Raw genomic sequence first — 23,539 nt, forward strand, 5'->3', positions numbered from 1 at the left:
CGCGCATTCGGCGCGCCCCGCGCCGTCCCCCTCCCTGGCCTGGTGGGCCGCGCGGGTCGCGCCACCACTGACAGGAGGGCTTTCGCATGCTGAAGCATCGCGGCTTCCCGGGGCGTCTTCCCGGCACCGATTTCCAGTTCACCATCCGCCGCGCCAATCCCAAGGGCGTGACGCCGATCACCCGGCGCGAACGCTATCGCGACCGCCGGGCCCCTGACCGGCGCGCCGACGAGGGCTTCCTGCGCGCCCTGTGGGAGCATTTCGGCGATCAACCCTTCGAGCGGGGCAACCTCGATGCCGGCCGGCTGAGCTGGCTGTTCGGGCGCGAGGTGCTGCCCGCCGAGGACCCCTTCGACCCCGAGAGCTACGACGCGCTGCTGGTCATCGACGAGGAGGCCGCGCGGGCCTCTTTCCCCGGCGCGTTCGAGGAGGAGGATTGGGCGTGATCTTGCCGCTGCCCTTCGGAATTCAGCGGGTTTCGGCCCAGCCTGCGCAGGCCTGCGCAGGGGGCTTTGCGTCGTTCGGATTCAAGGGCAGCATCCGCTTTGTTGCCGCCTCGGTCCTCAAGATCGAAGCGGCAGCGTGTCAATACCGTTACCCTTCCCCTCGCGGGCGGCCGTTTGTCCCCAATTCTCGGTCGCCCGCTTTTTCCGGTTCCGGACTTGCCTCGTGTGAACGGCGGACCCAGGCGGTATTGCCGCGCCAGGCGTGGCGCTCCGCTGCCGCCGACCCGGCTCCGTCGGATCGGTGCGGTATTGACACCGCCCAGCGGGAACCTTTCTTCTTTTCCTGCGTTAGGTTCCGCAGGAACGTTTCAATCGAAGGTAAAAACTCATGTTCAAGAAATCCTGGATCATCGCCGGCGTCCTTTGTGCTGGCCTCGCGGCATGTGGTGACACGATGGGCGAGCAGGCCCTGGTCGGCGGCGCGGCCGGCGTGGGCGCAGCAGCCGTCACTGGCGGCAGCGCCGGCACCGGCGCGCTGGTCGGCGCAGCGGGTAACGTCGCTTACTGCCAGGCAAACCCGGGCGCCTGCCGCTAAGGCAACGCCGGCGCGTCGCCCCGGGGTCCGCCCCGGCGCACGCCTGATATCCAGAACCATTCGCCCCTCGGCTGCGGTGTCCCGCGGCCGGGGGGTTTTTGCATGCGCTGCCCCCGCTTCAGGGGCGGCCGGCACAGTACAATGACCTCGGGGAAGGGCCAGACATGTTCCAGAAGATCCTGATTGCCAACCGGGGCGAGATCGCCTGCCGCGTCATCAAGACAGCGCGCAAGATGGGTATCGCCACCGTCGCCGTCTATTCGGATGCCGACAAGCACGCGCTGCATGTCGCCATGGCGGATGAGGCCGTGCACATCGGCCCGCCGCCCGCGAACCAGTCCTACATCGTGATCGACAAGATCATGCAGGCGATCAAGGACACCGGCGCCCAGGCCGTCCACCCGGGCTATGGCTTCCTCAGCGAGAACCCGAAGTTCGCCCAGGCCCTGGCGGATGCCGGCGTGGCCTTCATCGGCCCGCCCGTCGGCGCGATCGAGGCCATGGGCGACAAGATCACCTCGAAGAAGATCGCCCAGGAGGCCGGGGTGTCCACCGTGCCCGGCTACATGGGCCTGATCGAGGATGCCGACGAGGCGGTGAAGATCTCTTCCGAGATCGGCTACCCGGTGATGATCAAGGCCTCCGCCGGCGGCGGCGGCAAGGGCATGCGCATCGCCTGGACCGATGAAGAGGCGCGCGAGGGCTTCCAGTCGTCGAAGAACGAGGCCGCCAACAGCTTTGGCGACGACCGGATCTTCATCGAAAAGTTCGTCACCCAACCCCGGCACATCGAGATCCAGGTGCTCTGCGACGCGCATGGCAACGGTATCTATCTGGGCGAGCGGGAGTGCTCGATCCAGCGCCGCAACCAGAAGGTTGTCGAAGAGGCCCCCTCGCCCTTCCTGGATGAAGAGACCCGCCGCGCCATGGGTGAACAGGCCGTGGCCCTGGCCAAGGCCGTGGGCTACGCCAGCGCGGGCACGGTGGAATTCATCGTCGACGGGGCGAAGAACTTCTACTTCCTTGAAATGAACACTCGCTTGCAGGTGGAACACCCGGTGACCGAGCTGATCACCGGCGTCGACCTGGTGGAGCAGATGATCCGCGTGGCCAATGGCGAGCCGCTGACCCTGACTCAGGACGACGTGAAACTGACCGGCTGGGCCATCGAGAACCGTCTGTATGCCGAGGACCCCTATCGCAACTTCCTGCCCTCCATCGGGCGGCTGACCCGCTACAACCCGCCCGCCGAGGTGGCCGCCGGGCCGCTGCTGGAAAACGACAAGTGGCAGGGCGCGGCGCCGTCCGGCCCCCATGCGGTGCGCAACGACACCGGCGTCTTCGACGGTGGCGAGATCTCGATGTACTACGACCCGATGATCGCCAAGCTCTGCACCTGGGCGCCGACTCGGGCCGAGGCGATCGAGGCGATGCGCGTGGCGCTGGACAGCTTCGAGGTGGAAGGCATCGGGCACAACCTGCCGTTCCTGTCGGCGGTCATGGACCACGAGATTTTCGTCAACGGCGAGATGACGACTGCCTTCATCGGAGAGCAATACCCCGAGGGCTTCGACGGTGTGGAACTGGCCGAGGCAGAGCTGCGCCGCATCGCCGCCGCCTGCGCCGCCATGCACCGGGTGGGCGAGATCCGTCGGGCCCGCATTTCCGGCCGGATGAGCAACCACGAGCGCGTGGTGGGCGCCGACTGGGTCGCGACGCTGCAGGACCATGAGTATCCCGTCAGCATCGCCGCCGATCCCGAGGGCGCCGATGTGACCTTCGCCGATGGCACCGCGCTGCGGGTCGAAGGCCGCTGGACGCCGGGCGACACCCTGGCGCGGATGACCGTGGACGGCCGCCCGCTGGTGCTGAAGGTCGACAAGATCTCCGGCGGGTTCCGCATCCGCAACCGCGGCGCCGACCTGAAGGTGCATGTGCGCAACCCGCGCCAGGCGGAACTGGCCAAGCTGATGCCGGAGAAGTTGCCGCCCGATACCTCGAAGCTGCTGCTGTGCCCGATGCCGGGCCTGGTGGTGAAGGTCGACGTGGAAGAGGGCCAGGAAGTGCAGGAGGGCCAGGCCCTGTGCACCATCGAGGCGATGAAGATGGAAAACATCCTGCGCGCCGAGAAGAAGGCCGTGGTGTCGAAGATCAACGCGGGCCCGGGCGACAGCCTGGCCGTGGACGAGATCATCATGGAGTTCGAATGAGGGGATGAGCGGGCACCGGCATATCGACCTGTCGGTGCTCGTCCTGTTGGGTCTGTCGATGGGAGCGGGCGCGGTGCTGGACTACTTAAGAGATGGTATCGGGCTGGAAATCCTCTTGGGGATATGCCTGTCGGTCTTGATCGCCCTGTGGCTGGTCTGCCTGCGCGAACCTGTGCGCAGAAGCGTGCTGCGCTCCGCCGGCTTGCTGCTTCCCCTGTTGCTAGTTTGGTCTTTCGCCGCCTTGCTTTTGTGGCGTCACGCACCAGAGGACGCGCAAAAAGTGATTCCGGTCGGGATCCTGACTGGGACGGGTGTGCTTCTCGGGTGGGTCGCAACCTACCTGATCGGGGATGTGAGAGAGCAAACCGCACTGGATCGCACCCGGCGCGACACGCTGACGGCCCTGCGGCACGAGATTTTCGCGCTGGTCGACAAGCTGGACAATCAAGACATCTGGGCCCACGCCAAAGACGTTCAGGCGAGGATCGCGCAGGGCGATGGCACGACTCGAGTGGGGAAGGCGGTGCCCTATCACCCCTATTCCACGATGGAGAGCCAGCCAATCATCTTCGAGGCCGTCTCCGGCTCGATTCCGACGATCAAAGCTGCCACGGTGGCGGCGATCGTGCGCTTCTACGCAGAATATACGGATCTGCGTCGAATGATCGAAGATAGCCGTAGCGACATCGCCCGTTCCCTGTCGCCCGAGCGGCGTGTGAACTTGCACAGACAGTTGACCAAGCGCCGGGCCAGCACCTTGAGCTGGGGATTGAAAGCGCTGGAAGAGATTGGCCGAGATCTTGGCGAGTCAGACTACGAGAAGATAAACCGTTCTGGGAAGAACGAGCAAATCACACCCGAAAAAACAGGTGATCCTGATGAATAGGTGTGATTTCTCAGCCCCTTACGGGCGTTCAGATGTCGCCGCTGATCGGCTGACCCGGGGATTTCTTCGGCTGATTGCTTTGGGCGCGCATGACACGTTCTCCGCTTTGCATGGCGTATACATAGCCCTGACGGGTAAAGAAATCAACAATCCTGACGCGGCAGCGCAGCGCGCCGAGGCTGTCTGCCCGCCGACCCCTGGCCGGACGCGGCCCCGGGGCCGGATCCCTTCCGCAGCAACCGACAGGCGCCCGCCGGGGCGCCGCAGACAGGACCACATGGCGTGGCGCAGACGGGCAGGATAGACCCGCGCGCGCGCCTCAGGCAAAGAGGACAAGGCGATGACATCGAAGAAGGACGCATGGGCCGAGCGCGCTGAAAAGGAACTGCGCGGCAAGCCGCTGGAGGATCTGACCTGGCATACGCTGGAGGGGATCGACATCCAGCCGCTTTACACGGCCGACGACGTGAAGGATCTGCCGCACCTGGACACCATGCCCGGCGAGGCGCCGTTCACCCGCGGCGTGCGGTCGACCATGTATGCCGGGCGCCCCTGGACGATCCGGCAATATGCTGGCTTCTCCACGGCGGAGGAATCCAACGCCTTCTACCGCCGCAACCTGGCCGCGGGTCAGCAGGGCGTCTCGGTCGCCTTCGACCTGGCCACGCACCGCGGCTATGACAGCGACCACCCCCGCGTGGTGGGTGACGTCGGCAAGGCGGGTGTCGCCATCGACAGCGTGGAGGACATGAAGGTCCTCTTCGACGGCATCCCGCTGGAGCAGGTGTCGGTGTCCATGACGATGAACGGCGCGGTGATCCCGATCCTGGCCAACTACATCGTGGCGGGCGAGGAGCAGGGCGTCGATAAGGCGCAGCTCTCGGGGACCATCCAGAACGACATCCTGAAGGAGTTCATGGTCCGCAACACCTACATCTATCCGCCCGAACCCTCGATGCGGATCATCTCGGACATCATCGAGTACACCTCGAACGAGATGCCCAAGTTCAATTCGATCTCGATCTCCGGCTACCACATGCAGGAGGCCGGGGCGAACCTGGTGCAGGAGCTGGCCTATACCCTGGCCGACGGGCGGGAATACGTGAAGGCGGCCATCGAGGCCGGGATGGACGTGGACAAGTTCGCGGGCCGGCTGTCCTTCTTCTTTGCCATCGGCATGAACTTCTTCATGGAGATCGCCAAGCTGCGTGCCGCGCGCACCCTGTGGTATCGCGTGATGGAGGAGTTCGGGGCGAAGAACGACCGCTCGAAGATGCTGCGGACGCATTGCCAGACCTCCGGCGTGTCTTTGCAGGAACAGGACCCCTACAACAACGTCATCCGCACGGCGTACGAGGCGATGTCGGCGGTCCTGGGCGGCACCCAGTCGCTGCACACCAATGCCCTCGATGAGGCCATCGCCCTGCCCACCGATTTCTCGGCCCGGATCGCCCGCAACACCCAGCTGGTGCTGCAGGAGGAAACCGGCGTGACCAAGGTCGTCGATCCCCTGGCGGGCTCCTACTACGTCGAAAGCCTGACCGAGGAGCTGATCGAAAAGGCCTGGGCGCTGATGCAGGAGGTCGAGGAGATGGGCGGCATGACCAAGGCCGTGGCCTCCGGCATGCCAAAGCTGCGCATCGAGGAAAGCGCGGCCCGGCGCCAGGCCGACATCGACCGTGGCAAGGAGGTGATCGTCGGGGTCAACAAGTACCGCAAGGACAAGGAAGACCCGATCGATATCCTGGACGTCGACAACGTCAAGGTGCGCGACAGTCAGATCGCCGCGCTGCAACGCATCCGCGACAGCCGCGACGAGGCCGCCTGCACCGCCGCGCTGGATGAGCTGACGCGGCGCGCGAAGGAGGGCGGCAACCTGCTGGAAGCCGCCGTCGAGGCCGCCCGCGCCAGGGCCACTGTGGGAGAGATCAGCATGGCGATGGAGAAGGAGTTCGGCCGCCACCAGGCGGAGGTGAAGACGCTGGCGGGGGTTTATGGCGCCGCCTACGAGGGTGACGAGGGCTTTGCCGCGATCCAGAAATCGGTCGAGGCCTTCGCCGAGGAGGAGGGCCGTCGGCCCCGGATGCTGGTGGTGAAGATGGGCCAGGATGGCCACGACCGCGGTGCCAAGGTGATCGCCACGGCCTTCGCCGACATCGGTTTCGACGTCGACGTGGGCCCGCTGTTCCAGACCCCGGAAGAGGCGGCGCAGGATGCCATCGACAACGACGTGCACGTCGTTGGCATCAGCTCTCAGGCGGCGGGGCACAAGACCCTGGCGCCGCAGCTGATCCAGGCGCTGAAGGACAAGGATGCGGGCGATATCATCGTGATCTGCGGTGGCGTGATCCCGCAGCAGGATTACGACTTCCTGAAGAACGCCGGCGTCGCCGCGATCTTCGGCCCGGGCACCAATATCCCCTCTGCCGCCCAGGACATCCTGCAGCTGATCCGCGCTGCCCGGGGCTGACGCCCGGCGCCACGCCGCGCGGTTGTGAAAAGACCGTGACGGGCCTTGATCGGGCCCGTCGCCGCACCATCCTTGGGGCAACTGTTTCCAGGGAGAGATTTCCATGACCCGCATTCTCGGCATCTCCGGCTCGCTGCGCCGCGCCTCCTTCAACGCCGGCCTGCTGCGCGCGGCCGCCGAACTGGCGCCGGAGGGCGCCGAGGTGGACGTGCAGGGCATCCATGGCGTGCCGCTCTACGATGCCGACCTGGAGGCCGAGGGCACGCCGCAGCCCGTCCTGGATCTGCGCGCGGCGCTGGAGGCGGCGGATGCGCTGCTGCTGGTCACGCCCGAGTACAACAACGGCATCCCCGGCCCCTTCAAGAACGCCATCGACTGGATGGCCTCCGGTCCCGGTGCCGATCTCTTCAAGGGCAAGTGGGTTGCCCTGATGGGTGCCTCGCCCATGGCGACGGGGGCGATCATGGCGCAGAACCACTGGCTGCCGGTGCTGCGCACCCTGGGCACCCGCCCCTGGTTCGAGGGCCGCCTGATGGTCGGCCGTGCGAAGGACAAGTTCGACGACAAGGGCCAGCTGACCGACGAGGATACGCGTCGCCGCGTCAGCGACTTCATGGCCGGGTTCGCCGCCGCCCTCGACTGATCGCGCAGCTGCCGGTCAGCGCCGGGGCAGGGCGCTCGCCTGGGGCCCCGGCGCCCAGCCTTCGGGCGCCAGCTCCCAGCCGTCGAAGGTGAAGGCGGGGGAGACGACACAGGATACCAGCACCCAGCCCCGTTCGGCGAAGGCCGCCTGCCAGGCGTGGCGGGGGACGAAATGGCTGGGCCGCTGGCCCCGGCCCACGTCAATCCCCAGCCAGCTGTCCACCGGCCTGTCGTGATCGCCTGCCGCAACCGAACAGCGCAACGGATGGCCCGCGTGCCAATACCAGGTTTCGTCACAGTCGATCCGGTGCCAGTGGCAGCTTTGTCCCTCGTCCAGCAGGTAGTAGATGGCCGAGATGCCGGGCCGCCCGCCGGCCCAGTCCGGCTGCCAGGTGTCGCTGTGCCAACCGCCTTCGGGATGGGGTGTCAGCCCCAGAGTCTCGATCAGTTCCGCCGCGGTGGTCATCCGTCTCTCCTTCTGTCGGCCCGGGCCGATTAACGCCGTTCGCGGCGGCGTAGGCCAGAGGGCAGGACGTGATCCGCGACCCGGGGCCGCGCAGGTGATCACCGCGCAGGCACTGGCCGCGATTCGGTGCGGGACCGTGAGGGGCGGCCCCTTGCCTTCCCCGCCCGCGCGCGGGACAACTCCGCCACGACCTGTCCGGAGCTCTCCCATGTCCCTCACCATTCGCCCCGTCGAACCGCGCGACCACGCCGCGCTGGCCGAGATCTTCAGCCACTACGTGCGCCACACCACCGTCTCTCTCAGCGCGGTGGAAAAGGACGCCGCCGCCATGGCGGCCTATTTCGAGGGGCGGGCTGCCCTGGGCCGGGGCAGCTTCGTCGCCGAGGAGGGGGGCGAGGTGCTGGGCTATGCCACCTATGACCAGTTTCGGCCCAACGACGGCTACCGCCACACGATGGAGCATACGATCATGCTGACCGCGGCGGCGGCGGGTCGCGGCGCCGGGCGGGCGCTGATGCAGGCGCTGGAGGACCACGCCCGGGCCGCCGGCCAGCACGTCCTGGTGGGGGCCATCACCGCCGACAACGCGTCCAGCATCGCCTTCCACGAGGCCATGGGATTCGAGATCACCGGCCGCATGCCCCAGGTGGGCCGCAAGTTCGATCAGTGGCATGATCTGGTGCTGATGCAGAAGCTCCTCTGAACCCTTGCCCCCGGGTCCGCCCCGACCGGACGGGGCGCGACGGAACGCCCCGCTGTAACACCCTTCAAATCCCCGCGGGGCCTCGGGACAATCGGGGCGAAGCAGGCTAGGATCGCGCCCATGTCCATCTGGTCCCGCATAATGGAGGCGCTGCAGGCGCTGGCGAAGGGCGAAGCGCTGTCGGCGGTCTTCGATCGCCTGCGCACGCCCCCCGAACGCTCCGTCGCCTTCACCATCGCCGTCATCGCCCTTGGCGCCAAGATGGCCAAGGCCGATGGCCTGGTGACCCGCAACGAGGTCACGGCCTTCCGCGAAGTCTTCCGCATCCCTCCCGAGGATGAGGCCGGCGCCGCGCGGGTCTTCAATATGGCGCGCCAGGACGTGGCGGGATTCGAGGATTACGCCGCCCGTATTGCTCGCATGTTCGGCCCCGAAAGCCCGGTGCTTTGCGACCTGATGGAAGGCCTCTTTGCCATTGCCGTGGCCGATGGCGAATATCACGAGGCCGAAGATGCCTTCCTGAAACGCGTGGCCGAGATTTTCGGCCTCGGCGAAGGGCAGTTCCGCCGCGCCCGCTCGCGTTTCGTGCCCGACGCCCGGCCCGATCCCTTCGCCGTGCTGGGCCTGCCGCCTGATGCCAGCATCGAACAGGCCCGCGCCGCCTGGCGCGAAGCCGTGCGCGAAAGCCACCCCGACCGGATGCTGGCGCGTGGCGTGCCCGAAGAGGCGGTGAAGATGGCGGAAAAGCGGATGATCGATATCAACGCCGCCTGGGAGGAGATCCAGGCGCGGGATACGGCCCACTGAGCGCCGCGCCGTCGGCGGTCTTTGAGATGTCACGCGGCTGCCCTATATCTGGGGTATGAAACAGACGCTGCTTGCCCCGCTGATCTGCATGTCCCTGGCTGCCCCCCTGCCGCTGATCGCCCAGGAGGCGCCGCCCGGGTCGCAATCCGACGACTCGGCGACCGAGGAGGGCGGCGATAACGGCGCCTTGATGCGCGAGGGCCTGCGCCTGCTGATGGAAGGGCTATCCGGCGGCCTCGACGACACGCTGGACGACATGGGCGAGGCGGCCGAAGAGGCCGCGCCTAAGATCCGCGATTTCGTGATGCGCATGGGGCCTGCCATGGCCGATGCCCTGTCGAAGGTGGGCGATCTGGCCAACTACGAGGCGCCCACCGTGCTGCCCAATGGCGACATCCTGATCAAGCGCCGCGACGATGCCCCCCGCTACGCCCCGCCGGTGCCCGGCGAAAACCCCGACGGCTCCATCGACCTCTGATCCTGCCGCCCACGTGGGGGAAGGCACCATACCCCTCCCATTTTCTGGCCGGAAATATCCTCGGGTGGTCTGGGGGGGCAGACAGCCCCCCGGCTTCTCAGCCTGCGCAATCGCTCAAGTCCCCGGGCGGCGGCCGACAATTCCCAGCCTCTCAGCTCCGCGACGGACCCAGCTTCAGCGACACCTCGGCCTTCAGCGAGGAGGCCAGCGAGCGGAAGCGCGCCTCGGCCACCTCCCCGAACAGCGGCCAATGGGCCTCGGCCATCTTCAGCTCCAGCACCTTCTTTTTCGGGAACCAGCGCAGCTCACCGATCTCGCCGTCGCGCTCGGGCCAGAGCATGGCGCCGAAACGCATGGCCTTGCCCAGGATCTCCGCCTGTTGCTGCTCCTCTTCCGTCAGCAGGCCGTAAAGCTCCTCGAAGGCCGTGCCCTCGCGCCGGTTACGGTAGCGGTGCAGCAGCGCCAGCCCGAGGAAGACCCGCTCGGCATGTTTCAGCCCGCCGAGGTTGGCCCGGGTGGCATTGTCGAAACAGACCTCGGCGCGGTAGTCGGGATGCGCCCGCCAGGTCACGTCGTGCAGCAGGCAGGCGGCCTTCACCAGGCGCAGCCGCTCTGGCTTGGCAGATTTGAACAGCGGCTGGATGAAGGTGTAGAGCGTCCGGCCAAAGCCCGGCAGGCGCGCGTCCTTCTGCTCCGCGAAGCGGCAGCTTTCGATTAGCGGATCGCGGTCGCGCAGGTGCTGCGGCATCTGTTCATACAGCAGCCCCTCGCGGATCCCGTAGGACGACACCGCGATGTCATGCGGCTTGTAGCGTTTCACCAGCTCCAGCAGCACTTCCGAGGCCATGGGCACCAGCCCCATCCGGGTGGAGGACAGGGAACAGCGTTTGCGCAGCGCCTCGGGGTCCTGCTTGGCGATCCAGGCCACGGTGTCGCGCACCGTCTTGGCGGTCATGCGGTATTCGTGCAGCACATGCAGCGGGTAGCCGCGCCGTTCCATGTCGATCCGCGCGATGGCCCGCCAGGATCCGCCCACCAGGAACAGGCGGTTGCGGTCGGCGGGGATCGTCTCGGTCAGCGTGTCGATCTCGGCCTTGATGTAGGCGCGGCGCCCCTTCTTGCCGCCCTTCACGTCCGCCAGTTTCAGCGGGCCCAGGGGCGAGGTTTCGCGGTCGCCCACGCGGCCGTCGTTGATCCGTGCCAGTTCCATCGAAGATCCGCCGATGTCGCAGACCAGGCCGTAGGAGCCGGGCCAGCCCAGCAACACGCCCTGCGCCGACAGGCGCGCCTCTTCCTGACCGTCGATGACATGCAGGCGGAGGCCGGTCTGGCGTTCCACCTGGGCGGCGAAATCTGGGCCGTCCTCGGCGTCGCGGACGGCCGCCGTGGCCACAGCCGACAGCGGCGTGGCATCCATGCCCTGCGCGAGAAGCTGGAAGCGATGGATTGCCGCCAGTGCGCGCTTGCGGCCCTCAGGGTTCAACCGGCCCGTCTCGGACAGGCCGGCACCGAGGCCGCACATGATCTTTTCGTTGTAGAAATAGGCGGGACTGCGCGCCGCCCCGTCGAACACCACGAGGCGGACGGAGTTGGAGCCGACGTCGACCACGCCGACCCGGCTGAGCGCCCGCGCCTCCGGATTGTCGAAAAGCGGGCGCCCGAAGGGCCCCCAGTCGGAAACGCTTGGCTGGTTATCCCCATCCATCACTGGCGGACTCCCGGGTATTTCTGGTCTGTTATGCGCAAAGCTGCGGGCCCGGGTCAACCGGCGGATGGGTCATGGGTCAGATGCGGGACGTCGGAGGCCCCCGCAGACCCACGACCCGAAAGCGAGGGGTTCTCCATGAAGAACCTGTGGCAGTTGAAGGCGGTTCCATCTTCGGGACGATTGGCCCGCAGGAAACGGCCGTCGGGCTGCATCACCCAGCTCTGGTCCGTGTCGTGCAGGTTGGCGGCCATGATCTGGCGCACGATCTGGTCCTTCACCGTCTGGGTCTTGCATTCCACCAGCGTCTCCACCCGGCGGTTCAGGTTGCGCCCCATCCAGTCGGCGGAGGAAAAGAAGACCCGCGCCCCGTCCGATGGCAGGCCGCCGCCATTGCCGAAACAGACGATGCGTGAATGCTCCAGAAAGCGCCCGACGATGGATTTCACCCGGACGTTGGGCGACAGCCCCTCGATGCCGGGGCGCAGCCCGCAGATGCCGCGGATCACTAGGTCGATCTTCACCCCGGCCTGAGCCGCCGCGTAAAGCGCGTCGATCACGTCCGGTTCGATCAGAGAGTTCATCTTGGCCCAGATCGCCGCGGGCCGGCCGGCCTTCGCGTGTTCGGCCTCGTCCCCGATCATGCGGATCAGGTCGGATTTCAGGGTCAGCGGCGAAATCGACAGGTTCTCCAGCTTCTCCGGCTGGGCATAGCCCGAGAGATAGTTGAAGACCCGCGCGGCGTCGCGCCCCAGGCCCGCGTCGCAGGTGAAGAACGACAGGTCCGTGTAGATCCGCGCGGTGATCGGGTGATAGTTGCCGGTGCCGTAGTGCGAGTAGGTCACCAGGTCCTGCCCCTCGCGGCGGACCACGGTGGAGATCTTGGCGTGGGTTTTCCAATCGACGAAGCCGTAGACCACATGGGCGCCGGCGCGTTCCAGGACGCGGCTCTGCTGGATGTTGGCGGCCTCGTCGAAACGCGCCTTCAGCTCGACCAGGGCGGTGACCGACTTGCCCTCCTCCGCGGCCTCGCAGAGCGCCTCGGTGATGGGCGAATTCTTCGACGTTCGGTAAAGGGTCTGCTTGATCGCCACCACGTCCGGATCCTGCGCCGCCTGCTTGAGGAAACGCACCACCATGTCGAAGGTCTCATAGGGGTGGTGCAGCAGCATGTCCTTCTGCCGGATCGCGGCGAACATGTCGCCGTCGTGGTCCTGCACCCGTTCGGGCACGCGCGGCGTGAACTTCGGCCAGAGCAGCTCGGGCCGGTCGTCGATCACCAGCTCGGACAGGGAGGCGATGCCGATCAGCCCGTCGACCTCGATCACCTCGTCCTCGATCACCCGCAGCTCGCGCTTGATGACCCGTTTCAGCTGCTCCGGCGCGCCGGCGGACATCTTCAGCCGCACGACCTCGCCGCGGCGGCGGCGCTTCAGGGCCGTCTCGAACTCGCGCACCAGGTCCTCGGCCTCTTCCTCGATCTCCAGGTCGCTGTCGCGCAGCACGCGGAAGGTACAGTGGCCGGTGTCGCGGTAGCCCGGGAACAGCCGGTCGAGGAAGACCAGCAGCACCTCCTCCAGCGGTACGAAGCGCAGCGCGCCCTCGGGCGCGGGCAGGCGCAGGAAGCGGTCGATCTGATGGGGAATCGGCAGCAGCGCCTGCAGGGGCCGGCGATCGCGCTTGCGCTCCAGCTGCAGGGCCAGGGAGAAGCCGAGATTGGGGATGAAGGGGAAGGGATGCGCCGGGTCGATGGCCAGCGGCGACAGCACCGGGAAGATCCGGGTTAGGAAAATGTCGCCAAGGTAATCGCGGTCGGCATCCGTCAGGTCGTCGCGGCTGAGGATGTGCATCTCTTCCACGGCCATCAGGCGGCGCAGGTCCGACAGCACCGTCTGCTGGTGCTCCAGCAGGTTGCGGGCGTCCTCGTTGATCTTCACCAGCTGTTCGGCGGGGGTCATCCCGTCGGCGGCGGGGTTGGTGTTGCCGGCCTTGGCCAGCTCGCGCAGACCGGCCACGCGGACGGTGTAGAATTCATCCAGGTTATTGGCGCTGATTGACAGGAAGCGGAGCCGTTCCAGCAGCGGCACCGAAGGGTTTTCCGCCTCTTCCAGCACCCGCCAGTTGAACCCCAGCCAGCTGAGCTCACGGTTGTAGAACCGTCCGGGGCCGGTCGGGTCGAGCTCTGGCATGGCAACGGGGACGGGGGTGGGCTGGTTCAGGAAGTCTGCGTCGATCATGGCACCTGCATCGGGGACAAATGTAACGATTTTTCGCGGGTCGCGGGAAAAATCGGGTCTCCTGCCGCAGTCTAGGCGCGATCGGTCGCCTCCGCCAGACGCTCCAGTACGCGGGCGGCCATGGCGCGGGTCACCGGGCGCTGCTCGGCCAGGGATTGCGCATCCAGCGCGGCGGCGATGCGTTGCGCGGCGGTGAAGGACCGTTCGATGCGGCGCAGCAGGTAGGGGATGACGTCGGGGTGGGGGATCACCTGGCGGTCGGCAAAGAATTTGCCCAGCAATGCGCCCAGAAGCGCATCATCGGGGGCGGCCAGGGTCACCGCCGGGCAGGCCTGCATGCGGCTGGCCAGGTCGGGGATCACCAGCGGCCAGCGGGCGGGGGCCGTGTCGGCGGTCACCAGCAGGGTGTTGCCCTCGGCCAGAACGAGGTTGTGCAGGTGAAAGAGGGCCTCCTCCGCCGCCCGGTCCCCGGCGATCTTCGGCACGTCCTCCACGGCGACGGAACCGCGGGCCAGGGCGGGCACGTCCGCCCGGGGCAGGTCGGCAGCGTCCAGCAGCCTGGCATCGGCGCGGGTCGCCCAGATATGTGTCAGGTGGGTCTTGCCCGATCCGCGCGGCCCGATCAGCGCCATCTTCCGCGCGCTCCAGCCCTCGGGCCAGCTTTCCAGCATGGCGAAGGCCATCTGGTTGGGGCTGCCCAGGATGAAATCCTCGCGGCTCATCCGGCCTGGCGGGATACGCAGGTCCAGCGGCTTCTGGTGATCGGTCATGGCTCAGTCCTGCGCGTTGTCGCGGACCGGCGCCGTGTCCCAGGGGTCTTCGTTGACGCCTTTGTACAGCTTGCTCTGCTTGTACTGGCCGACGACGAACCGGGCTATGACGCCGATGGCCGCGGCCAGGGGCACGGCGGCCAGCATGCCGACGAAACCGAAGAGAGAGCCGAAGACGGACAGCGCGAAGATCAACCAGACCGGGTGCAGCCCGACGGAAGACCCCACCAGTTTCGGCGTCAGGAAATTGCCCTCGATCACCTGGCCCAGCACGAAGATGCCGGTGACCAGCCCGATGGACAGCCAGTCGCCCCAGAACTGGAACAGCGCCAGCCCGATGGCCAGCACGCCGCCGGTCAGCGCGCCCACGTAGGGGATGAAGGTCAGCAGCCCCGCCACGACCCCGATCACCAGGCCGAAGTTCAGCCCGGCCAGCATCAGCGCCCCGGCGTAGTAGGTGCCCAGGATCAGGCAGACCGACCCCATGCCACGGATGAACCCGGCCATCGACCGGTCGATGTCGCGGGCCAGGCCGCGGATCGTGTCGGCATGTTCACGCGGCAGCAAGCTGTCGACCTCGGCCACCATGTTGTCCCAGTCGTAGAGCAGGTAGAAGGCCACCACCGGCACGATCACGAAGAGCGTCACGATGGAGATCAGCGACCCCACGGAGCTGAGCGCGGTGTTCAGCAGCTCGCCCCCCTTCGACTGGATCGTCTCGCCCACGGCCGACAGGGACTGGCGCAGGACAGATCCTTCCTCGGTCAGGTCGGGGAAGCGTTCGGTCAGGAACCGTTGCAGGTTCTGGAACAGCTGCGGAGCCGTGTCGAACAGGTCCAGCGCCTGGTTGATCGCCACCGGCAGCACCAGCAGGGCGCCCAGGATGAAGATCAGCAATGCGCCCAGGGTGATGATCGCCGTGGCCGCCGCGCGCGAGGTGCCCCAGCTTTCCAGCCGGTCGGCGACAGGATCAAGGAAATAGGCAATGGCCATGCCCAGCAGGAAGGGCATGATGACATCCCCCAGCCACCACATGGCCAAGAGGAACACCGCTGCGGCGACGCCCCAGTACTTCATCTGTTTGCGCACGGGCAGGGCCAAGGTCTTCCTCCGGGTGGGTCACGCCCTTATCTCACCCTGCAGGGGGTATTTTTCAAGCACTGATCGGCCCGATCGACCGCCGATCGACCGCCGATCGGCGGGATAGGGCATTGCCCGGGCGGACGGCATTCAATACACCATGGCGCGACCCAACCAGAGAGGCCACAATGCGTCTGTCCCGCTATTTCCTGCCCGTCCTGAAGGAAACTCCCGCCGAGGCGCAGATCGCCAGCCACCGCCTGATGCTGCGGGCCGGCATGATCAAGCAGGCCAGCGCGGGCATCTATTCCTGGCTGCCCTTGGGCTTCAAGGTGCTGCGCAAGCTGGAAAACATTGTCCACGAAGAGCAGCAGCGCGCGGGCCATATCCCGATGCTGATGCCGACGCTGCAATCGGCGGAGCTGTGGAAGGAATCGGGGCGCTATGACGCTTACGGGCCGGAAATGCTGCGCATCCGCGACCGGCACGACCGCGACATGCTGTATGGTCCGACCAACGAGGAGATGATCACCGACATCTTCCGCAGCTACGTGCGGTCCTACAAGGATCTGCCGCTGACCCTCTACCACATCCAGTGGAAGTTCCGTGACGAGGTGCGCCCGCGCTTCGGCGTGATGCGGGGCCGCGAGTTCTTCATGAAGGACGGCTACAACTTCGATCTGACCAAGGAAGATGCGCTGCACGCCTACAACCGCCACCTGGTCAGCTATCTGCGCACCTACGAACGCATGGGCCTGCAAGCCATCCCGATGCGCGCCGATGGGGGGCCGATCGGCGGCGATTACACACACGAGTTCCTGGTGCTGGCCGAAACCGGCGAATCGGAAGTTTTCTATGACAGCGAGATCACCGATCTGACCTTCGGGGACCGCCAGATCGACTATGACGATGTCGCGCAATGCGAGGCGGTTCTGGAAGAGTTCACCTCGCGCTATGCCCGCACCGACGAGACCCATGACGAGGCGGTCTTCGCCGAAGTTCCCGAAGAGCGCCGCCGCACCGCGCGCGGCATCGAGGTTGGCCAGATCTTCTACTTCGGCACCAAGTATTCCGAGGCCATGGGCGCCACGGTGCAGGGGCCGGACGGCAAGCCGGTCGAGGTCCATATGGGCAGCCACGGCATCGGCGTGTCCCGCCTGATCGGCGCCATCATCGAGGCCAACCACGACGACAAGGGCATCATCTGGCCCGAGGGCGTCACGCCCTTCCACGTCGGCATCGTCAATCTGAAGACCGGCGATGCGGAGGCAGATGCCGCCTGCGAGAGCCTCTACAAGGCCCTTGAAGCCAAAGGGCTGGAGCCGCTTTACGACGACCGCGACGAACGTGCGGGCGGCAAGTTCGCCACCATGGACCTGATCGGCCTGCCCTGGCGGATCACCGTCGGCCCGCGCGGGCTGAAGAACGGCGTGGTCGAGGTCACCTCGCGCCGCACCGGCGAAAGCGAGGAGATGGCGCCCGATGCCGCCATCGAGAAGATCATTGGGATCTACGCCGGGCTGTAAGACCGGCCTGGCGCCGGAGTATTTCTGGCTATCGGATGGGAGGGGCGGCGCCGCAAGGGGCCGCCCCTTCGTGCTTCAGGGTGGTCGTGACGGGCGCCGCCGGTTCCGGAGCGGGCCTCAGTAGCCCTGGCTGCGGTCGACCTCGAAGAGGAAGTCCTGCCCGGCCTCGCCGCGGGCCACGTTGTCGGCGATGATGCGCGAGGCGGTCAGGGGCCGCGTTTCCGAGGCGATATGCGGGCAGACCGTAACCTTCGGATGGGACCAGAAGGGATGCGCGGCGGGCAGCGGTTCCTCGCGGAAGACATCCAGCGTGGCATGGCGCAGATGCCCGCTGTCCAGCGCGGCCAGCAGCGCGTCATCGACGATCAGCGGCCCGCGCCCGGGGTTCAGGATCACCGCGCCCTCGGGCAGTTGGCCCAGGCGGGTGGCGTCCAGCAGATCCGTCGTTTCCTCCGTCAGCGGCAGCAGCAGCACCAGGATCTGCGCGTTGGAGAGCGCCTTTGCCAGGCCGTCGGTTCCCGACAGGCAGGTCAGCCCCTCGATGTCCTTCTGCGTGCGCGACCAGCCGGTCACCGGGAACCCCATCTGTGCCAGCGACTGCGCACAGGCGGTGCCCAGCTCGCCCAGGCCCAGAACGGTCACGGGGCGTTCCTCGGCCAGCGGCGGGATCAGTTTCGCCCCCTCCCAGTCGCCGTCCTGGTGGGCCAGGAAATGGTCGATGTGCAGGTGGTGGCGCAGGGCGTGGCCCGTCACCCATTCCACCATGCCGCGGGTCAGCCCGTGGTCGACCATGCGGCAGAGCGGCTGGGTCAGGGTCTGGTTGCCCACGATGGCCTCGACTCCGGCCCAGAGGTTCAGCACGGCCTTGCAGCGGGTGTAGGGGGTGAAATCCTGCACGTCGGAATTGGGCGCATAGATGATGTAATCGACCTCCTCCGGCGCGAAGGCGTCGGGGGCGAAATCGGTGCGCAGGTCGACGGCCAGGTCTCGGTCGGCAAAGGCGGCGGTGAGGGGGGCCTCGTATTCGCTCCAGCGGGCTTCGGTCGCGGCGAAGAGGACGTTGATCATGGGGCTTCCTTTCCTGTTGCCGCGAAAGCTAGCAGGGGCGGAAGGAAGTGCCAAACACCTCGCCGCGCGCGGCGGTGTCAGCCGCGGCTTTGCCGCACCAGCTGCGCCAGGGCGCGGTAAGGATCGGCGGGCAGGGGGGCCTCAGACTCACGGTTGCGCAGTGCCTCGGCCAGCGCCTGCAATTCCGGCGCCTCGGCGTCGAGGAAGGCGGCCAGGCTCTCGGCGTCGCGCACCTCACGCACCGCATCGTCCAGCAGTGCTTCGCGCGTGGCAGCCCAGAGATCGGGGCGGCGGGCGCGGGTGATCTCCTCCGCCATGCGGCGGCGCCACTTGGCGATCTCGCCGTGGTGGCCGGACATGATGACCTCGGGGATCTCGCGGCCCTGCCATTCCGGCGGGCGGGTGTATTGCGGATGCTCCAGCAGACCCTCGGAGAAACTCTCCTCCTCGGTGGAGGCGGCATTGCCGAGCACGCCCGGCAGCAAGCGCACTGTGGCGTCCAGCATGGCCAGGGCCGCCGACTCTCCCCCGGTCATGACGAAATCGCCCAGGGAGACCTCCTGGATGCCGAAATGCTCGATCACCCTCTCGTCCAGCCCCTCGAAGCGGCCGCAGATCAGGGTCACCCCGTCGCCGCGCGCCCAGTCGCGGGCCATCTGCTGATCGAAACGGCGCCCCCGGGGAGAGAGATAGACCAGCGGATGGTGGCCGCGCGCGCGGGGCCGGGCCTCGGCGATGGCGCTTTCCATCACGTCGGCGCGCAGGACCATGCCCGCGCCGCCGCCGGCCGGCGTATCATCGACGTTGCGATGCTTGCCCAGCCCGTGTTCGCGCAGGTTCACCGTCTGCAACTGCCACAGCCCGTCCTTCAGGGCCTTGCCGGTCAGGCTTTCGCCCAGAAGGCCCGGAAAGGCCTGGGGCAGCAGGGTGATGATCTGCGCCGTCCAGACACCCGCCAGGGTCTCGGGCTCGTCCATCAGGCTGCGCGGCTTCAGGGTCGCGCTGATGCTCTTGCGGCCATGGGATTTCAGGGTCATCGGCACTCTCTCCAGTTCCGCCCGTCTCTAGGCGGCGGGGCGGCGGGGATCAAGCGGGCGGGCGCCGCAACCGCGCCGCGCCCCTCCCATACGATGGCCGGAGATACTCACGGCGCGACGGCGGCCCGAGGCGCAGCGCAGGGGTCAGAAAAGCCCCTCGGGCGGATCCGCGACGATGCGGCGCGCGTCCAGGTCGACGGTCGGCACCGCCTCGCGGGTGAAGGGCAGCAGCACGGTGGCCGAGGCGCCCGGTGCCGCGATTTCCAGCAGGTCGCCGGCGCCGTGGTCCATCACTGCACGCACCTTTCCCAGCTCGGTGCCGCCGGTGTCGACCACGGTCAGGCCGATCAGGTCGGCGTGGTAAAATTCGTCATCTGGCAGGGCCGGCAGGCGGTCGCGCGGCGCGAACAGGCGCAGCCCCTTCAGCGCATCCGCCTCCTCCTTCGTCTCCACCCCCGGCAGGCGGGCGGCGAAGCCGTTCTTGATCGGCCGGGTCAGGGTGACGGCATAGCTCTGGCGGCCATCCTCGGAGGTCAGCGGGGTGTAGTCCGCGATCGCTTCCGGCTCGGCGCAGAAGCTTTTCAGCCGCACCTCGCCGCGCACGCCGTAGGCGCCGGCGATGGCACCGAGGCAGATCAGGTCGGGGGCGTCGTTGCTCTGGGGCTCTTGGTCTGTCGTCATGCGCGTGTCTTACCTTGGCAGGGGCCGTGGCACGAGGCCGCGGCGCGTGGTGCCGGGCAGGATACTAGCACAGGCGCTCCGCGAGAAGATCCGGATTGGCCTGGCACTCCTGCGCCACTCGGTCGCGTTCGTAGACGATGCCGGCCAGGAAGGCGAGGCCGAGAAGGATGGGCAGGCGAAAGAGACGAAAGATCATTCCAGGGTCCGCAGAGGCAATGGCGGCCCCCGGGGGGGCCGCGCCTGCCCGCAGAGCTAGGGCGCAATCGCGACGGAAAAATGGCAGCGGCGGAAAAAGCCCTGCCCTGGGCGGGGCTTTGCCGGCCCGTGACAGGGCGGAAAAGAAAAGGGCCGGCGCCATGATGGCACCGGCCCCGAAGCTGTTGCGCGGATCCATGACCCGCGCACAGACCGATCACTCGGCTGCGGCTTCCTCGGAAGCGGCGGCTTCTTTCTCTGCCTTGGCAGCGGCGCGCTCCTGCGCGGCCTTGCCCGGGGTGCCCTTCTTGAGGTTGGCACGCTCTTTCTTCTCCAGGACGCCTGCGGCTTCCAGGAAACGGGACACGCGGTCGGTCGGCTGGGCGCCGTGGTCCAGCCAGTACTGCACGCGCTCCATGTTCAGCTTGACGCGGTCTTCGCTGTCCTTGGGCAGGAGCGGGTTGTAGGTGCCCAGCTTCTCGATGAAGCGGCCGTCACGCGGCATGCGCGAGTCGGCGGCGACGACGGAATAGTGGGGGCGCTTTTTCGAGCCACCACGGGCGAGACGGATCTTCATGGCCATTGGTTTTCTCCTTCAAATGGCGGTTCGGCGCGAGGCGCCGGAGAGGTTGGCGGCGCAATGCGCCGGATGAGAGAGGCGGCCGGGGCCGCCGGGTTCGGATGGCGGGTTTTCCGCCGGGTCTTTCCGGGCCGCGGGCGCAGGGCCTGCCGGTCCGGTCTGGGCCGTTCAGCCCTGGTGCTGCCGGTGATGCCGGATCACCTCCTGAATGATGAAATTCAGGAATTTCTTCGCGAATTCGGGATCAAGATCCGCTTCCTTCGCGAGCTCTTCGAGGCGTGCGATCTGCACCGCTTCGCGACTGGGGTCCGAGGGGGGAAGGTCATGTTCAGCCTTCAGTTTCCCCACGGCCTGGGTGTGCTTGAACCGCTCCCCCAGGGTGTAGACGAGGATCGCATCCAGGCGGTCGATCGAGGCCCGGTGGCCTTTGAGCACCTCGGCCGCGCGGGCCGTGACATCATCAGTCAAGGGCGTATCCTTTCGGTTTGAAAAGCGGGTCCATGTAGGACCGGATTTCCAGCTCGATCCCGTCGGAGATCTGGCTGTTGGTTAGTGCGGCGGGCGAGGGGTGGCGGTAGCAGTGTTCGTTGCCGTCCACCGTGGCCGCCTCCGTGTCGCGCTTGGCGCCAAGCCGTTCGCAGAGGCGGATCGAGGCGAGGTTCTTGGGGTCCACGTAGGACACCGCGCCCTCCCAGCCCAACTGGTCGTAGAAGTGGCGCCGCGCCGCATGGGTCGCCTCCAGCGCGTAGCCCTTGCCGGCGGTCTCGGGCCAGATGATCCAGGCCAGCTCCGCCTCCGGCCAGGAGGCGGGCTTCCAGCCGCCGGCCATGCCGAGGGTCTTGCCGCTGGCGCGGTCGTGGATCATCCACATGCCATAGCCGCGGATCTGCCAGTGGCCGATCTCGGCGGCATAGAGCATCCAGGTGTCATAGGCATTCAGCGGCCCGCCGATGAAGCGCGAGCGGTAGGAGCTGAAGGCATGCTTGAAGTTCGGGTAGTCCTGCGGTTCGGGCCCGCGCAGCACCAGCCGTTCGGTCTCGATGACGGGGATCTGGAAGCTCATGCGTCCCCCTTCGCCACAGCGGGGTGGCGATAGACCAGCACGGTGGTGCCATAGAACTCGGGCCGTTCGCGTTCGACCACGGCGCCCAGCCGTTCGGCCAGGGCGCGCGAACGGGCATTGGCCGGGTCGATGTAGGAGATCAGGCGATCCAGACCGAAATGATCGGCGGCATGCTGGCGGGCGGCCAGGGCGGCCTCATGGGCATAGCCCTTGCCCTCGAAATCCGCGAAGACATGCCAGCCGATTTCCGGCTCGTCCCACTTGAGTTGGTTGATGATACCGACGCGGCCGACGGTTGCGCCGCTGTCCTTTTCGGCCAGGGTCCACATGCCGTAGCCGCGCCACATCCAGTGGCCGATCGTGGACAGGAAGCCGCGCCAGACCTGGTCGCGGTCGGTCACGGGGCCGCCGATGTACTGCGAGCGGTCTGCATCGGCCAGGAAGGTCTCGATGGCGTCGAAATCCTGCGGCTCGGGGCCGCGCAGGATCAGCCGCTCGGTCTCGATCACGGGGATCGGCAGTCGGGTGGCACAGGTGGCAAGCGCGGTCATGCGTAGGCCTCCGCCCCGCCTTCCGACAGCGCGTCGGGGCCGGGATGGCGGTAGATCACCACCTCGTGGTCGCCCATGGTGAAGGTACCGTCGGGGGCGGCGCCCAGGCGGCGGGCCACGGCGGCCGAGCCGTGGTTTTCCGGGTCCACCAGCGAGATCGCGGTGCTCCAGCCCAGCACGTCATAGGCATGCGCGCGGGCGGCCTCGGCGGCCTCGGTGGCATAGCCGCGGCCCTCGGCCCCCTCGAACAGGTCCCAGCCGATTTCCGGCTCTGGCCAGCCTTCGGGGTTCCACAGGCCGACCATGCCGACGGTTTCGCCGGTTTCGGTCACGTCGACCATCCAGCGGCCGTAGCCGCGCATGACCCAATGGCCGATCTCGGTGCCCAGCTGGCGCCAGGCCTGGGCGCGATCCTTCGGCCCGCCGACGAAACGCGCGCGGTCGGAGGCATAGAAGGCCATCAGCGCCTCGGCGTCCCGGGCACCGGGGGCGCGCAGGGTCAGCCGGGGGGTGTGAAGCGTGGGGATCAAGGCCAGGTGCGTCGTCATGTCAGATCCCCTCCAGCAGCTTGCGGCCTGCGACGGTGCGCGGCAGGTGGCGCCAGATGCGCATGTCGCCCGCCATGCGGTGATGGAACATGCCCTCGGCGCGGGCGCCCAGCCGTTCGACCATGGCGACCGAGCGGTCGTTTTCGGGGTCCACCAGGCTGATGCACGACGCCCAGCCCTTGTCCTGGAACAGCCAGTTGAGCACGGCGCGCGCCGCCTCGGTGGCATAGCCCTTGCCCTCGGCCCCATCCAGCAGCTGCCAGGACAGTTCCGGTTCTGGCCAGCCGCGCGGATACCAGGGGCCGACCAGGCCGACCTGCAGGCCGGTGTCGCGTTCGCAGACGGCGAAATGGCCGTAGCCGCGCAGGTGCCAATGGCCGATGATCGTGGCGATCGACCACCAGGCGGCTTCCTCGTCGGGGTGCTGATCGACGAAGCGGCGGGCGCCGGGCATCAGGTAAGCGGCGGTGGCATCGAATTCGGGCGAGGCCGGGCAGACCAGGCGCAGGCGCTCGGTCTGCAGTTCGGGCCAGCGGGCGGGGGCGACGGCGATCATGCGGCGTCCTCCCGATCCTTGCACCCGTTCTGCGCCTGTGTATGGGCCTGATCCCGGGGCGCGGTCGCATCGACGGCGGTGCGCTGGACCGGCATCGCGTCCAGTTGCGGATGCTTGCAGGTGGCGGTGGCGCGCGGGTCATGGGAGGCGGGACGCAGACGCGCCTGCCGGGCCGCCCGGTGCGGGGCGACGAAAAGCGACGCGAAGATGTCGCTGGATATGAGGAGCGCGCCGCTCAC

At 67.4% G+C, this 23,539-nt stretch carries 25 protein-coding genes and 1 pseudogene; 10 read left to right on the forward strand and 16 right to left on the reverse strand.

Features of this window, described 5'->3' with window-relative positions:
- Nucleotides 1-86: 86 nt before the first annotated feature.
- The 6 genes from CVM50_RS11410 to CVM50_RS11435 all read left to right on the forward strand — a co-directional run bounded on the left by CVM50_RS11410 (nt 87) and on the right by CVM50_RS11435 (nt 7,250).
- Nucleotides 87-446 carry a hypothetical protein gene (locus tag CVM50_RS11410; protein WP_085889386.1) on the forward strand — a complete coding sequence of 120 codons (360 nt, stop codon included), beginning with the start codon at nt 87-89 and terminating at the stop codon, nt 444-446.
- Between the two features lie 388 nt (nt 447-834).
- Nucleotides 835-1,041: a hypothetical protein gene (locus CVM50_RS11415; RefSeq protein WP_085889387.1), complete on the forward strand. Its 207-nt coding sequence runs from the start codon at nt 835-837 to the stop codon at nt 1,039-1,041.
- A gap of 164 nt (nt 1,042-1,205) precedes the next feature.
- The gene (locus CVM50_RS11420) at nt 1,206-3,251 is read left to right on the forward strand and encodes an acetyl-CoA carboxylase biotin carboxylase subunit (protein WP_085889388.1); all 2,046 of its coding nucleotides are present in this window, start codon (nt 1,206-1,208) and stop codon (nt 3,249-3,251) included.
- Nucleotides 3,252-3,255: 4 nt separating this feature from the next.
- Nucleotides 3,256-4,137, forward strand: a complete 882-nt coding sequence (locus CVM50_RS11425; protein WP_085889389.1) for a hypothetical protein — start codon at nt 3,256-3,258, stop codon at nt 4,135-4,137.
- Nucleotides 4,138-4,477: 340 nt separating this feature from the next.
- Nucleotides 4,478-6,607 (forward strand): methylmalonyl-CoA mutase, encoded by a 2,130-nt coding sequence (gene scpA / locus CVM50_RS11430; RefSeq protein ID WP_085889390.1) that lies wholly within the window; start codon nt 4,478-4,480, stop codon nt 6,605-6,607.
- A gap of 103 nt (nt 6,608-6,710) precedes the next feature.
- A complete protein-coding gene (locus tag CVM50_RS11435) occupies nt 6,711-7,250 on the forward strand; it encodes an NADPH-dependent FMN reductase (protein WP_085889391.1) in 540 nt (179 codons plus the stop codon).
- Nucleotides 7,251-7,265: 15 nt separating this feature from the next.
- Here the strand turns inward: CVM50_RS11435 and CVM50_RS11440 are convergent, their stop codons facing one another.
- Complete coding sequence (locus CVM50_RS11440; protein ID WP_085889392.1) at nt 7,266-7,715, reverse strand: cupin domain-containing protein; 450 nt, start codon at nt 7,713-7,715, stop codon at nt 7,266-7,268.
- 208 nt (nt 7,716-7,923) lie between these two features.
- On the opposite strand from CVM50_RS11440, the gene CVM50_RS11445 reads away from it, so the two are divergent.
- The 3 genes from CVM50_RS11445 (at nt 7,924) to CVM50_RS11455 (ending at nt 9,703) form a co-directional block, all read left to right on the forward strand.
- A complete protein-coding gene (locus tag CVM50_RS11445; RefSeq protein WP_085889393.1) occupies nt 7,924-8,418 on the forward strand; it encodes a GNAT family N-acetyltransferase in 495 nt (164 codons plus the stop codon).
- 120 nt (nt 8,419-8,538) lie between these two features.
- Complete coding sequence (locus CVM50_RS11450) at nt 8,539-9,225, forward strand: molecular chaperone DjiA (protein ID WP_085889394.1); 687 nt, start codon at nt 8,539-8,541, stop codon at nt 9,223-9,225.
- A 55-nt stretch (nt 9,226-9,280) separates the two neighbouring features.
- On the forward strand, nt 9,281-9,703 hold the full coding sequence (locus CVM50_RS11455; RefSeq protein WP_085889395.1) for a hypothetical protein: 423 nt from the start codon (nt 9,281-9,283) through the stop codon (nt 9,701-9,703).
- A 151-nt stretch (nt 9,704-9,854) separates the two neighbouring features.
- On the opposite strand, the gene CVM50_RS11460 is transcribed toward CVM50_RS11455, so the two are convergent.
- The 4 genes from CVM50_RS11460 to CVM50_RS11475 form a co-directional block, all read right to left on the reverse strand.
- Nucleotides 9,855-11,408 carry a Ppx/GppA family phosphatase gene (locus CVM50_RS11460; protein ID WP_085889396.1) on the reverse strand — a complete coding sequence of 518 codons (1,554 nt, stop codon included), beginning with the start codon at nt 11,406-11,408 and terminating at the stop codon, nt 9,855-9,857.
- Between the two features lie 56 nt (nt 11,409-11,464).
- Nucleotides 11,465-13,645, reverse strand: a complete 2,181-nt coding sequence (locus tag CVM50_RS11465) for an RNA degradosome polyphosphate kinase (RefSeq protein ID WP_085889397.1) — start codon at nt 13,643-13,645, stop codon at nt 11,465-11,467.
- A gap of 71 nt (nt 13,646-13,716) precedes the next feature.
- Nucleotides 13,717-14,415, reverse strand: coding sequence for a P-loop NTPase family protein (locus CVM50_RS11470; RefSeq protein ID WP_085889398.1), 699 nt, complete (start codon nt 14,413-14,415; stop codon nt 13,717-13,719).
- 3 nt (nt 14,416-14,418) lie between these two features.
- The gene (locus CVM50_RS11475; RefSeq protein ID WP_085889399.1) at nt 14,419-15,516 is read right to left on the reverse strand and encodes an AI-2E family transporter; all 1,098 of its coding nucleotides are present in this window, start codon (nt 15,514-15,516) and stop codon (nt 14,419-14,421) included.
- Nucleotides 15,517-15,683: 167 nt separating this feature from the next.
- On the opposite strand from CVM50_RS11475, the gene proS reads away from it, so the two are divergent.
- Nucleotides 15,684-17,021, forward strand: a complete 1,338-nt coding sequence (proS, locus tag CVM50_RS11480; RefSeq protein ID WP_085889400.1) for a proline--tRNA ligase — start codon at nt 15,684-15,686, stop codon at nt 17,019-17,021.
- A 117-nt stretch (nt 17,022-17,138) separates the two neighbouring features.
- On the opposite strand, the gene CVM50_RS11485 is transcribed toward proS, so the two are convergent.
- From CVM50_RS11485 to CVM50_RS11530, 11 genes and pseudogenes are all read right to left on the reverse strand, one after another.
- Nucleotides 17,139-18,089 (reverse strand): 2-hydroxyacid dehydrogenase, encoded by a 951-nt coding sequence (locus CVM50_RS11485; RefSeq protein WP_085889401.1) that lies wholly within the window; start codon nt 18,087-18,089, stop codon nt 17,139-17,141.
- 269 nt (nt 18,090-18,358) lie between these two features.
- Nucleotides 18,359-19,126, reverse strand: a pseudogene (gene trmD, locus CVM50_RS11490) (tRNA (guanosine(37)-N1)-methyltransferase TrmD); the annotation flags it as partial.
- Between the two features lie 144 nt (nt 19,127-19,270).
- Nucleotides 19,271-19,807: a ribosome maturation factor RimM gene (gene rimM / locus CVM50_RS11495; protein WP_085889403.1), complete on the reverse strand. Its 537-nt coding sequence runs from the start codon at nt 19,805-19,807 to the stop codon at nt 19,271-19,273.
- Between the two features lie 64 nt (nt 19,808-19,871).
- The gene (locus CVM50_RS22160) at nt 19,872-20,003 is read right to left on the reverse strand and encodes a hypothetical protein (protein WP_263625143.1); all 132 of its coding nucleotides are present in this window, start codon (nt 20,001-20,003) and stop codon (nt 19,872-19,874) included.
- A gap of 216 nt (nt 20,004-20,219) precedes the next feature.
- The gene (gene rpsP, locus CVM50_RS11500) at nt 20,220-20,585 is read right to left on the reverse strand and encodes a 30S ribosomal protein S16 (protein WP_085889405.1); all 366 of its coding nucleotides are present in this window, start codon (nt 20,583-20,585) and stop codon (nt 20,220-20,222) included.
- Between the two features lie 165 nt (nt 20,586-20,750).
- Nucleotides 20,751-21,050: a chorismate mutase gene (locus tag CVM50_RS11505; protein ID WP_085889406.1), complete on the reverse strand. Its 300-nt coding sequence runs from the start codon at nt 21,048-21,050 to the stop codon at nt 20,751-20,753.
- On the reverse strand, nt 21,043-21,645 hold the full coding sequence (locus CVM50_RS11510; protein ID WP_085889407.1) for a GNAT family N-acetyltransferase: 603 nt from the start codon (nt 21,643-21,645) through the stop codon (nt 21,043-21,045). The genes CVM50_RS11505 and CVM50_RS11510 overlap by 8 nt, the downstream gene beginning before the upstream one ends.
- Complete coding sequence (locus tag CVM50_RS11515) at nt 21,642-22,196, reverse strand: GNAT family N-acetyltransferase (protein WP_085889408.1); 555 nt, start codon at nt 22,194-22,196, stop codon at nt 21,642-21,644. Before CVM50_RS11515 ends, CVM50_RS11510 begins: the two co-directional genes overlap by 4 nt.
- Nucleotides 22,193-22,744, reverse strand: coding sequence for a GNAT family N-acetyltransferase (locus CVM50_RS11520; protein ID WP_085889409.1), 552 nt, complete (start codon nt 22,742-22,744; stop codon nt 22,193-22,195). Before CVM50_RS11520 ends, CVM50_RS11515 begins: the two co-directional genes overlap by 4 nt.
- A 1-nt stretch (nt 22,745) precedes the next feature.
- Nucleotides 22,746-23,300, reverse strand: coding sequence for a GNAT family N-acetyltransferase (locus tag CVM50_RS11525; protein WP_085889410.1), 555 nt, complete (start codon nt 23,298-23,300; stop codon nt 22,746-22,748).
- Nucleotides 23,297-23,539, reverse strand: a complete 243-nt coding sequence (locus CVM50_RS11530) for a hypothetical protein (RefSeq protein ID WP_085889411.1) — start codon at nt 23,537-23,539, stop codon at nt 23,297-23,299. Before CVM50_RS11530 ends, CVM50_RS11525 begins: the two co-directional genes overlap by 4 nt.

Source organism: Pseudooceanicola marinus, from assembly GCF_002786295.1.
In the GTDB taxonomy this organism is placed as follows: Bacteria; Pseudomonadota; Alphaproteobacteria; order Rhodobacterales; family Rhodobacteraceae; genus Pseudooceanicola; species Pseudooceanicola marinus.

Excerpts from the sequence above, each read along its gene's own strand:
- CVM50_RS11460 (WP_085889396.1), bottom strand. The coding sequence starts at position 11,408 with ATGGATGGGGATAACCAGCCAAGCGTTTCCGACTGGGGGCCCTTCGGG.
- CVM50_RS11515 (WP_085889408.1), bottom strand. The coding sequence starts at position 22,196 with ATGACCGCGCTTGCCACCTGTGCCACCCGACTGCCGATCCCCGTGATC.
- CVM50_RS11465 (WP_085889397.1), bottom strand. The coding sequence starts at position 13,645 with ATGATCGACGCAGACTTCCTGAACCAGCCCACCCCCGTCCCCGTTGCC.
- CVM50_RS11420 (WP_085889388.1), top strand. The coding sequence starts at position 1,206 with ATGTTCCAGAAGATCCTGATTGCCAACCGGGGCGAGATCGCCTGCCGC.
- scpA (WP_085889390.1), top strand. The coding sequence starts at position 4,478 with ATGACATCGAAGAAGGACGCATGGGCCGAGCGCGCTGAAAAGGAACTG.
- CVM50_RS22160 (WP_263625143.1), bottom strand. The coding sequence starts at position 20,003 with ATGATCTTTCGTCTCTTTCGCCTGCCCATCCTTCTCGGCCTCGCCTTC.
- CVM50_RS11470 (WP_085889398.1), bottom strand. The coding sequence starts at position 14,415 with ATGACCGATCACCAGAAGCCGCTGGACCTGCGTATCCCGCCAGGCCGG.
- CVM50_RS11455 (WP_085889395.1), top strand. The coding sequence starts at position 9,281 with ATGAAACAGACGCTGCTTGCCCCGCTGATCTGCATGTCCCTGGCTGCC.
- CVM50_RS11410 (WP_085889386.1), top strand. The coding sequence starts at position 87 with ATGCTGAAGCATCGCGGCTTCCCGGGGCGTCTTCCCGGCACCGATTTC.
- CVM50_RS11485 (WP_085889401.1), bottom strand. The coding sequence starts at position 18,089 with ATGATCAACGTCCTCTTCGCCGCGACCGAAGCCCGCTGGAGCGAATAC.
- CVM50_RS11450 (WP_085889394.1), top strand. The coding sequence starts at position 8,539 with ATGTCCATCTGGTCCCGCATAATGGAGGCGCTGCAGGCGCTGGCGAAG.
- CVM50_RS11435 (WP_085889391.1), top strand. The coding sequence starts at position 6,711 with ATGACCCGCATTCTCGGCATCTCCGGCTCGCTGCGCCGCGCCTCCTTC.
- CVM50_RS11510 (WP_085889407.1), bottom strand. The coding sequence starts at position 21,645 with ATGAGCTTCCAGATCCCCGTCATCGAGACCGAACGGCTGGTGCTGCGC.
- CVM50_RS11520 (WP_085889409.1), bottom strand. The coding sequence starts at position 22,744 with ATGACGACGCACCTGGCCTTGATCCCCACGCTTCACACCCCCCGGCTG.
- rimM (WP_085889403.1), bottom strand. The coding sequence starts at position 19,807 with ATGACGACAGACCAAGAGCCCCAGAGCAACGACGCCCCCGACCTGATC.
- CVM50_RS11445 (WP_085889393.1), top strand. The coding sequence starts at position 7,924 with ATGTCCCTCACCATTCGCCCCGTCGAACCGCGCGACCACGCCGCGCTG.
- CVM50_RS11440 (WP_085889392.1), bottom strand. The coding sequence starts at position 7,715 with ATGACCACCGCGGCGGAACTGATCGAGACTCTGGGGCTGACACCCCAT.
- CVM50_RS11425 (WP_085889389.1), top strand. The coding sequence starts at position 3,256 with ATGAGCGGGCACCGGCATATCGACCTGTCGGTGCTCGTCCTGTTGGGT.
- CVM50_RS11525 (WP_085889410.1), bottom strand. The coding sequence starts at position 23,300 with ATGATCGCCGTCGCCCCCGCCCGCTGGCCCGAACTGCAGACCGAGCGC.
- proS (WP_085889400.1), top strand. The coding sequence starts at position 15,684 with ATGCGTCTGTCCCGCTATTTCCTGCCCGTCCTGAAGGAAACTCCCGCC.
- rpsP (WP_085889405.1), bottom strand. The coding sequence starts at position 20,585 with ATGGCCATGAAGATCCGTCTCGCCCGTGGTGGCTCGAAAAAGCGCCCC.
- CVM50_RS11415 (WP_085889387.1), top strand. The coding sequence starts at position 835 with ATGTTCAAGAAATCCTGGATCATCGCCGGCGTCCTTTGTGCTGGCCTC.